Here is an 8,918-nt window from a genome sequence, read left to right as displayed (position 1 = left end):
AAAGAACGGGGTTTGTTTTTTTCATAATGAAAAATGTTGTCCATTCAAACAAGTAGCTGAGCAACATCATTTTAATCAGCATGACCAGATCGATGGCAGGCCGACCATTATTGTGGCAATACAAAGGCGTGACTAATTCGCGGATGAATTCAAAATCAATGGCGGCATCGACTTGACGGACCAAATGATTTTTGGGCACCAGTTCGTCAAGTGAGAGGGTTTCTGGTGGAAAAGTTTGGGGAGGGGGTGTTCTTAACATGGCGGCAATCTCCGTCGGGTGAACGGAACTTAATTAAAGCAAAGCGCCGGATAAAAAACCAGCATTTCGTCAATAATCTGATTCAGACTTCGGTCTGAACGTCGTAGGAATCCTCGTCCTAGGGCGGGGAGGATGTCAAGGTTTTCACTTAACTCTATTTACCTACATCTATTTAAATAAAAGGGTAAATGCATTAAATAATAAAGCAGCATTAAGTTTATTGGTTTGATTAAACGGACTCATGAAATCTAGTCTGGGTGGGATAACATCGCCAATAAATGCATTAAACATGACAGGGAATAAGCCGTTTTTAGTCATTCTGTACCATTTAAACATCTGGCATGAGTGGGCGACTATTTTTTCCTTTTAACTGATTAATTACCAAGAAAAAGTAGATTTTCGATCACTAAAAAAGAGAAAACAAGTAAAAAGAGGATAACCCTGTAAAGTAATTCTCATTTCGAGGGTTTTCTGCTTTTTAGTTAAAAAGCCATTTAATGAGTGGTTTTAATTGAGTAGTTTCCGTAAACCTGTTAGTTTTTACCGTCTCCTAAACCGTATTTAAACTTTCCCATTTTCATTAATATTGAGTATTGCATCTAATTGATTTTTTTGAAAAAATTAATATGATGTGTCATATTTAATTCTCTTGGTGAATGTGCAATAAAAAAAGATAATAATAATTTACCAGATAAATACACGGATAGAAATCTACGGTTTTCAGGGGGATATTGGAAATAATTCCAATATCCCCAATAATATATTCTAATTCCCTTGTTTTTTATTTGTCGCGGTAAATACAGCGACTGTTCCATATTGTTTTATCGTAACATCCTTAAAATACCTATCTAAGACTTCTTTTAAATCGCCACAGGAATCCGCGTAATTACAAAAAATTCCCTTTTTGTTATAGATATTCATTAAATATCGACCAAGCCAATTATGTTCAACATCCTTCCCTAAAATGGTAGCACCATGAAGCTTCCCACTATCAGTTAAAGCTTGTGATGCATGTTCAATAACTAACGCTTTTTCATGCATATTTCCCCGCAAACAGTGCAACAGGTAATACATAGAAACTGTGTCATACTGTCCTTTTTCACTGTCTGGTAAAGGCATGTATATATCATGCTGTAATACATGGTTTATCCTGTTCACACCGATTCGCTTTGAGGCAGCAGCAAGACTATTTGGATTGAGGTCCAGCAAGGTTATATTACTGGATGCTTCTTTTGTTTTTGCAATGTAGTAACCGGTACCAACACCAATATCTAAATGTTTTTTTCCCATACTCATCTGAAAATGGCGAAGAAGAATGTTCTCAGTATTGCAACGCCATACGTAACTATTTGATATTTTAAGTACCCACGCATCATATATTTTTAATATAAGAGGGGTGTATATATTTGCACCTTTCTTATTGCTGATATTCATTAGCATATTTCCTGTTGATTTAAAAACTGACTTCATTCTCACGGTTCCTGCTCAATACAGGGTTTCACTTTGCCGCCGAAGCTCATCAACAATATGGCTAATCCTAGTCGTATTCCAGTACAGAATCGCATTGGATATAAGACCTAACTCGCCTTATTCATGATCTCCAGATAGCTTTGAATCGACGTGGTAGTGGCTGATGGCGGATACGCTCTACATAATCACGTATAGCTTCACGCATTATCCAATGCGCTGAACGATGCCGCACTTTTGCCAAATACTGGACCCGGCTTTTCAAGTTATCGTCAAGTTTTACTGAGGTTGCCATTTTTTCCACCTTAATATTAAAAGGTAATACTTTCTCAACAAGAAGTAGGAGAAGCATTAGGAATTATTGATTCAGAACAAGCACGAAAAAAATCAGGAATATGAACAAGCATTAAAGAATATAAAATGTACTATACCCTTCATCCTTCAAGTTGCTGCTTTGTTGGTTGCTTTCACTTACCCCAGTCACATCGTTATCTATGCTCCTGGGGAGGCGTTCACTTGCCGCCGCCTTGCAACTTGAAATCTATTATGAAAAAACCCTCAACTAAGCGAGTAATGCCAGCATTTTTTTAATGGCCGCAGGTTACCGGTTGTGTAGTTTTGCTATCAATTAATCAATAAAAACGCTAACCGGTACACCCAAAGCGAACTAAGAGTTTACGCATAGCTTCAAGTGTTAACGAACGTTCAGCTTTCAAAACACGACTAACAAGGGAACGCTTCCCTATTTCGTCTTCAAAATCAGTCTGATTCAGGCCGTACTGATCCATCAATGTACGCAGAATTGCGACACCGCTTTGTGTGCTAGCAATACGTTCATTGAACTTTGTAAACTCTGGCGCACGACTTTCGTAGGTGTCAATTTTAGCCGTAAGCATATCGACCAGCGGACTATCTGGATTGTGTTCGACCAGATATTCTACCAGCTTCATAGCCTCATCATAATCTTTGCGGGAAGTGCTGCCCCCTAAGAGAGGGACAATGCTTACCAGGCTATTTGCTGCCGGAATTGCTTCGTTGATCATCATTCTTTATTCCTCCGGTAATAATCCGTCAATTTGTCATATTCTGCATGAGTTGATATGTGCTTGATAAAAATTTTCCCACGCTCAAAATCTGCAAAAAACATCACTCTTAAATTATTGCCACCAACATCAATGACCCACCATTTTTCCCGATATTTCATCCGATCCAGACTATGGTTGGCTTCCGAAAAAACTTTCTTTATGAAAAAACAAACCTCGTTATTTTCGATGAGGTTTGTCAGCAGTCTGAGCCTCTTTGGAGGCTGTAGTTGCTCTTCAGTATATTCCTCTTGCATATAAGTAAATGTTTTTAATTATTTCTGAGTGATAACGCTTTCTGTCAGCCTTGAATTTCATAACAGTTAAAACAGCTTGTGGAGAGATTCAAATGAGAGTCAGATGGCGTGTGGCATTGGCGTTACTGTTGATTTCCAGTAGCAGTGTGTGGGCAAAGAATCTTCAGCTTCTTAATGTTTCTTATGATCCAACTAGAGAGTTATATCAACAATATAATCAGGCTTTCAGTGATTACTGGCAGCAGAAGACTGGGGATAAAGTGACAATCCGGCAATCTCATGGCGGTTCCGGCAAGCAGGCAACGTCTGTCATCAATGGCCTTGAGGCGGATGTGGTGACACTGGCTCTGGCCTATGATGTGGATGCCATTGCCGAACGTGGCCGGATAGATAAAGGGTGGATTAAGCGTTTAGCAGATAATTCTGCTCCCTATACTTCAACAATTGTTTTTCTGGTGCGGAAAGGCAATCCAAAACAAATTAAAGACTGGCCGGATCTAATTCGCCCAGGTGTAGCTGTTGTGACGCCAAATCCAAAAACATCAGGTGGCGCACGCTGGAATTATCTGGCTGCGTGGGGTTATGGGTTGGCGCATAACGATCAGGATCAGAGTAAAGCCAAAGCGTTTGTTAAAGCGCTTTATCAGAATGTTGAAGTGCTGGATTCCGGTGCCAGAGGAGCGACCAATACTTTTGTCGAGCGTGGAATTGGTGATGTTTTAATTGCCTGGGAAAATGAAGCTTTATTGGCTATCCATGAGCTTGATAAAGATAAATTCGAAATTGTGACACCCAGCGTTTCAATCCTTGCTGAACCGACGGTTTCTGTCGTTGATAAGGTGGTTGATAAACGTGGCAGCCGTCAGTTGGCAACAGAATACCTGCAATACCTTTACTCTCCTGTTGGGCAGGAGATAGCGGCTAAAAATTATTATCGCCCACGTGATAAAGCGATTGCCGATAAATACCGGTCTATTTTCCCGGAATTAACATTATTTACCGTTGATAAAGTATTCGATGGTTGGGGAAAAGCGCAAAAAGTGCATTTTGTAACTGGCGGTGTATTTGATGAGATTATTCAACGCCAGAAGTGAATAACCGCCGTAGGTGTACGGCGGACAATTATCACTAAAATTTGAATCAGGTTCTTTTCGCTGCTGCTGCGGCTTTTACGATAACAGCAAAAGCGTCAGCTTTCAGGGAAGCGCCGCCAACCAGTGCACCATCAATATCCGGCTGGGTGAATAATTCAGCCGCGTTACCCGCGTTCACAGAGCCACCGTACTGGATAATCACTTGCTCTGCGATTGCCGCGTCTCTCTTTGCAATGTGATCACGAATAAATTTGTGTACAGCCTGAGCTTGCGCTGGTGTTGCTGATTTACCGGTACCAATCGCCCAAACGGGTTCGTAAGCGATTACCGCATCTTGGAAGGCTTCTACACCTAATGTGTTCAGGACCGCATCAATTTGTCTTGCGCATACTGTTTCAGTTTGGCCGGCTTCATTTTCCTGTTCAGTTTCACCGATACACAGAACCGGGATCAGACCTTGTGCTTTAAGAACGGCAAATTTCTTCGCAATGAATTCGTCACTTTCTTTGTGGTAAGTACGGCGTTCAGAGTGGCCGATGATGATGTATTCTGCGTTAATGTCTTGCAGCATTTCAGCGGAAGTTTCACCGGTAAATGCGCCAGACAGGTTGACGTCAACATCTTGTGCGCCCAGAGCAATGTGGCTGCCAACCAGCGCTTGTTTAGCCTGAGAGAGATAAAGTGCTGGTGGCGCGATAGCGACTTCACAGCCGGCAATATGGTTCAGTTCTTTACGCAGGCCAGTGATAAGTTCGTTGACCATATGGGTACTGCCATTCAATTTCCAGTTACCCATAACTAATGGATGTCGCATGTTTTTTCCTCCAACCAGAGAATTTTTAAGTAGTGGATTGAATGAAATTCATTCTTGGGATCAATTCGTTAGATCAGCGGTCCACAGTATAGTGATCATTACAAACAATAGCTTTGCTTTTTATCACTAATTTTGATTAGTTTTCTGGTCCAGATAACGACAGCTTAATCGGTTCAATTGCGAAAGTAAGCGTTTTTTTGCTACCGTTTACCACAATATAGCGAATGGCTCCGATGTTATGGCTGAAAAATGGCAATTTTTTGCTTTTTTTCAGCAAATTATCAATATTCTCTTTGCTTTGATCCTGTGAAAGGGTCGGATTAAAGTGGCGCATCAACGCTATCATGTACTGCTCTGTTAGAATTTGATTGTTCTGAGTTTCTGTTTCATTTTCTGATAGCAGTAATGTCAGTTGCAGACTTTTGATTTTTTCACTTCCCCGTTCCAGTACTGCCGAAGAGTAAAGTTTTTCATTGATTTTGCTGGCTGCCCGTGTCAGAGGCAGATAAATGTCTTTGCCGGTAATGACCCGGTATTCGTGTAGTGGCAATGCCGGGTTGCGGCGATTATATTTTTCACGAAACCGCGGAATGGTTTCATCAAAAGAGGGGGCATTTGGCAGAAGGTAGGTCGCTTGTGCGATGGGGCCAGTATCGGCATGGGTTACCAACGGTAAGCCCGCGCTGTTTGCCATTAACGTTATCGCCAGAAATTTATTAATGTCCATTTTCATGTTGCCGCTCGCTTGGGTTAAACTGCACCGAAAAACAGAATACACGATTGGAAAAGAATAGATGACATTACAACAATGGGGTTTTTCATTTAAAGGGCGAATTGGGCGACGGGAATTCTGGATTGGCATCGGTGTTTGTCTGGCCTTGATGTTTGTTATCTTGACTATTCAGGGAATGAGCTCTTTGACCATGCACTATGCTGTTTTTGCGCTGGCTTTGGTGATGTATCCTGTGGCGGCAATGATGGCGAAGCGTTTGCATGATCGCAATAAGCGGGGAGGCTGGTCGCTGCTTTTATTGCTGGCATGGTTGCTGATTGCTGCTGATTGGGGTGGCATGGAACCATTTTGGCAATGGGGGATTGGTCGTTTTATCCCCACATTAATCATCGTGATGATGGTGCTTGATTGCGGTGTATTCCGTGGCACGGATGGGCCAAACCGGTTTGGTGAAGGGGCAGAAAAAGTGGATTTTATTTCTGCCGAAGATGATTGAAATTACCAGTACTGTTCGCTGGTGATATGCCCTGGTTTGCGGCGCAGGTGTTTTGCCATTCCACGCTGTTCTTTTAGCAGTTGTTGGGTATCTTTCACCATTTGGGGATTACCGCATAGCATTATATGGCTGTTGTCGCTGTTCATCGGCAGCCCGACAGCCGCCTCAAGTTCGCCATTCTCAATCAATGCCGGGATACGGCCAGTCAATGAGCCAGGATTTTGTTCGCGGCTGACGATCGTCTGAATTCTTAATTTGCCGTTGAAGTGCTGAACTAATTGTTCCATTAAGGGCAGATAGCTTAAATCTTGTGTTAGCCTGACTGCATGCACCAATACGATGTTCTCGAATCTGTCCAGATAATCCCCTTGCTGAAGGATTGACAGATAAGGGCCAATGGCTGTCCCCGTTGAAAGCATCCATAATGTTTTGCAATCCGGTATCTCATCAAGAATAAAAAATCCGGCGGCTTGTTCTGTAACCAATAGATCATCATCGGGTTGCAGGGCTGCTAACCGTGGGCTGAGTTTGCCTTCTGGAACTGTCACTAAATAGAATTCAAGATTATTATCTGTCGGCGCATTAACGTAAGAGTAGGCCCGTTGAACCCGTTCATCTTCTATTTCCAGCGCCAGTTTCGCAAATTGACCAGCGGTAAACTCTTCAACCGGTGCATGTATCCTGATGCTGAATAAGGTATCTGTCCAGTGAATAACTTGTGTGACTTTTCCTGTAACCCAGTTTGCCATTGGAACTTATCTCCTATCCTGAAATCCCGGAACAGTTTGTTTTTATGCCGTGATTTTAGTCTATCGATATGAATACTATTATCGATTCTGTGTCATAGGGGAATGAATTTGTTTTTCTTAATATCGGATTTGAATAGTCGAGGTTATCTTAATAGCTGATAAGAATTTCAGTATAAAATTCATAAACTAGCAGTTTACCATGCTATAGATTTTATCTATAAATATGGCGATAAATTATCAAAGGAATATTCTGATTCTATCTACGAGATAATAAAAAGTTTGTCGAAATTAGGCGTTACGTTAGATCTTAATGTTAGATTCAGTTTTAAAAGAAAACTTCTGAAGATAAGAAAGAAATAGAATTTCAAAGGGTGGAAAATTCCACCCTTTCTTTATCTTTCTATCAGCAAATCTTAGCTTTTATCTTCCCAGTCTTGCGCGCGGGCAACTGCTTTTTTCCAGCCATTGTATTTGTAATTACGCTCGGTGGTTTCAATACCCGGACGGAATTCTTTCTCAATGGTGGCTTTACTTTTCACTTCATCCAGATCTTGCCAGTAGCCTACAGCTAATCCTGCGAGGAATGCGGCTCCCAATGCGGTGCTTTCTCGCACTACAGGGCGTTCTACGCGGGTACCCAGGATATCTGACTGGAATTGCATCAGGAAGTTATTGGCAACGGCACCGCCATCTACACGCAGTGCTTGCAATCGGGTACCTGCATCCGCTTGCATGGCATCCAGGACATCACGGGTCTGATAGGCAATGGATTCCAGCGTTGCACGAATAATGTGATTACTGTTTGTCCCGCGGGTCAGGCCGAAAATAGCACCGCGGGCGTAAGGGTCCCAGTAGGGGGCGCCAAGACCGGTAAACGCGGGAACCACATACACGCCGTGACTGTTTTTAACTTTGGTGGCAAAGTATTCGGAGTCAGCAGCATCGGCAATAAGTTTCAGTTCATCACGCAGCCACTGAATAGAAGCGCCGCCAACGAAAACCGCACCTTCAAGCGCGTAGTTCACTTCACCGCGGGGACCACAGGCAATGGTTGTCAGCAAGCCGTGGTTGGAGCGTACGGCATCTTTACCGGTGTTCATCAGCAAGAAACAGCCTGTCCCGTAGGTGTTTTTCGCCATACCGGGTTGGACACAAAGCTGACCATATAGAGCTGCCTGTTGGTCACCGGCAATGCCGGCGATAGGGATCCGGGTGCCGCCTTTACCGCCAATGTTGGTCTGACCATAAATCTCAGAAGATGAATGAACAGTGGGTAGCATGGCACGTGGGATTTGTAACTCATCAAGAATATGTTGATCCCACTCCAGATTGTGAATATTGAACAGCATCGTACGGGACGCGTTGGTGTAGTCCGTAACGTGGACACGGCCTTGAGTCATTTTCCATACCAGCCAGGTGTCTACAGTACCAAACAGTAACTCGCCTTTTTCTGCTCGCTCACGCGCACCTTCAACGTGATCCAGAATCCATTTTACTTTGGTGCCAGAGAAGTAAGGGTCAACGACCAATCCTGTGTTCTGGCGAATATATTCTTCCAGGCCTTCTTTTTGTTTCAGTTTGGTACAGGCATCTGCGGTACGACGACATTGCCAAACAATGGCATTGTAGATTGGTTTACCGGTTTCCTTTTCCCAAATAATTGTTGTTTCACGTTGGTTGGTAATGCCAATGCCGGCAATCTGATCAGAACTAATATCCGCTTTCGCTAATACTTCTACCAGCGTTGAGCTTTGGGTTGCCCAGATTTCCATGGGATCATGTTCGACCCAGCCCGGTTTAGGATAAATTTGAGTAAATTCTCTTTGGGAAATAGAGATAATATTGGCGTCGTGATCAAGAATGACTGCCCGGGAACTGGTTGTTCCCTGATCAAGAGCGACAATATATTTTTTCTCAATCATATTTTTTGTTGTCATGATAATAACCTGTTCTGGTAATGCTCTACT

At 42.7% G+C, this 8,918-nt stretch carries 9 protein-coding genes and 2 pseudogenes; 2 read left to right on the top strand and 9 right to left on the bottom strand.

The genetic code is table 11. From position 1 onward, the window contains the following. From LGZ99_RS20120 to LGZ99_RS20100, 5 genes and pseudogenes are all read right to left on the bottom strand, one after another. Positions 1–259: pseudogene (locus LGZ99_RS20120) on the bottom strand (hypothetical protein); the annotation flags it as partial. A gap of 765 nt (positions 260–1,024) precedes the next feature. Continuing rightward, positions 1,025–1,693 carry a class I SAM-dependent methyltransferase gene (locus LGZ99_RS20115; RefSeq protein WP_023044575.1) on the bottom strand — a complete coding sequence of 223 codons (669 nt, stop codon included), beginning with the start codon at positions 1,691–1,693 and terminating at the stop codon, positions 1,025–1,027. A gap of 157 nt (positions 1,694–1,850) precedes the next feature. Then, positions 1,851–2,021 (bottom strand): CopG family ribbon-helix-helix protein, encoded by a 171-nt coding sequence (locus tag LGZ99_RS20110; RefSeq protein WP_021325386.1) that lies wholly within the window; start codon positions 2,019–2,021, stop codon positions 1,851–1,853. Positions 2,022–2,354: 333 nt separating this feature from the next. Continuing rightward, a pseudogene (locus tag LGZ99_RS20105) lies at positions 2,355–2,772 on the bottom strand (helix-turn-helix domain-containing protein). Beyond that, the gene (locus LGZ99_RS20100) at positions 2,769–3,065 is read right to left on the bottom strand and encodes a type II toxin-antitoxin system HigB family toxin (RefSeq protein ID WP_021325389.1); all 297 of its coding nucleotides are present in this window, start codon (positions 3,063–3,065) and stop codon (positions 2,769–2,771) included. The pseudogene LGZ99_RS20105 and the gene LGZ99_RS20100 overlap by 4 nt, the downstream one beginning before the upstream one ends. A 92-nt stretch (positions 3,066–3,157) precedes the next feature. Here LGZ99_RS20100 and LGZ99_RS20095 point away from each other — a divergent pair, with 92 nt between their 5' ends. Beyond that, positions 3,158–4,159: a sulfate ABC transporter substrate-binding protein gene (locus tag LGZ99_RS20095; protein ID WP_036841022.1), complete on the top strand. Its 1,002-nt coding sequence runs from the start codon at positions 3,158–3,160 to the stop codon at positions 4,157–4,159. Positions 4,160–4,205: 46 nt separating this feature from the next. Here the strand turns inward: LGZ99_RS20095 and tpiA are convergent, their stop codons facing one another. Continuing rightward, positions 4,206–4,973, bottom strand: a complete 768-nt coding sequence (gene tpiA, locus LGZ99_RS20090; protein WP_021325391.1) for a triose-phosphate isomerase — start codon at positions 4,971–4,973, stop codon at positions 4,206–4,208. Between the two features lie 136 nt (positions 4,974–5,109). Beyond that, positions 5,110–5,700 carry a DUF1454 family protein gene (locus tag LGZ99_RS20085; RefSeq protein ID WP_031280750.1) on the bottom strand — a complete coding sequence of 197 codons (591 nt, stop codon included), beginning with the start codon at positions 5,698–5,700 and terminating at the stop codon, positions 5,110–5,112. A 67-nt stretch (positions 5,701–5,767) separates the two neighbouring features. On the opposite strand from LGZ99_RS20085, the gene LGZ99_RS20080 reads away from it, so the two are divergent. Then, complete coding sequence (locus tag LGZ99_RS20080) at positions 5,768–6,202, top strand: DUF805 domain-containing protein (protein ID WP_036841021.1); 435 nt, start codon at positions 5,768–5,770, stop codon at positions 6,200–6,202. Between the two features lie 2 nt (positions 6,203–6,204). Here the strand turns inward: LGZ99_RS20080 and fpr are convergent, their stop codons facing one another. Continuing rightward, positions 6,205–6,951: a ferredoxin--NADP(+) reductase gene (fpr, locus tag LGZ99_RS20075; protein WP_036841020.1), complete on the bottom strand. Its 747-nt coding sequence runs from the start codon at positions 6,949–6,951 to the stop codon at positions 6,205–6,207. 413 nt (positions 6,952–7,364) lie between these two features. Further along, on the bottom strand, positions 7,365–8,888 hold the full coding sequence (glpK, locus tag LGZ99_RS20070) for a glycerol kinase GlpK (protein ID WP_036841019.1): 1,524 nt from the start codon (positions 8,886–8,888) through the stop codon (positions 7,365–7,367). Positions 8,889–8,918 lie beyond the last annotated feature (30 nt).

This window comes from Photorhabdus temperata (genome assembly GCF_025384845.1).
Classification (GTDB): Bacteria; Pseudomonadota; Gammaproteobacteria; order Enterobacterales; family Enterobacteriaceae; genus Photorhabdus; species Photorhabdus temperata.
The sequence above is the reverse complement of the archived record's forward strand: the minus strand, read 5'-3'. Positions and strand labels throughout refer to the sequence as shown.

Coding starts and splice junctions, on each gene's coding strand:
- LGZ99_RS20115 (WP_023044575.1), bottom strand. CDS start 1,693: ATGAATATCAGCAATAAGAAAGGTGCAAATATATACACCCCTCTTATA.
- LGZ99_RS20110 (WP_021325386.1), bottom strand. CDS start 2,021: ATGGCAACCTCAGTAAAACTTGACGATAACTTGAAAAGCCGGGTCCAG.
- LGZ99_RS20100 (WP_021325389.1), bottom strand. CDS start 3,065: ATGCAAGAGGAATATACTGAAGAGCAACTACAGCCTCCAAAGAGGCTC.
- LGZ99_RS20095 (WP_036841022.1), top strand. CDS start 3,158: ATGAGAGTCAGATGGCGTGTGGCATTGGCGTTACTGTTGATTTCCAGT.
- tpiA (WP_021325391.1), bottom strand. CDS start 4,973: ATGCGACATCCATTAGTTATGGGTAACTGGAAATTGAATGGCAGTACC.
- LGZ99_RS20085 (WP_031280750.1), bottom strand. CDS start 5,700: ATGGACATTAATAAATTTCTGGCGATAACGTTAATGGCAAACAGCGCG.
- LGZ99_RS20080 (WP_036841021.1), top strand. CDS start 5,768: ATGACATTACAACAATGGGGTTTTTCATTTAAAGGGCGAATTGGGCGA.
- fpr (WP_036841020.1), bottom strand. CDS start 6,951: ATGGCAAACTGGGTTACAGGAAAAGTCACACAAGTTATTCACTGGACA.
- glpK (WP_036841019.1), bottom strand. CDS start 8,888: ATGACAACAAAAAATATGATTGAGAAAAAATATATTGTCGCTCTTGAT.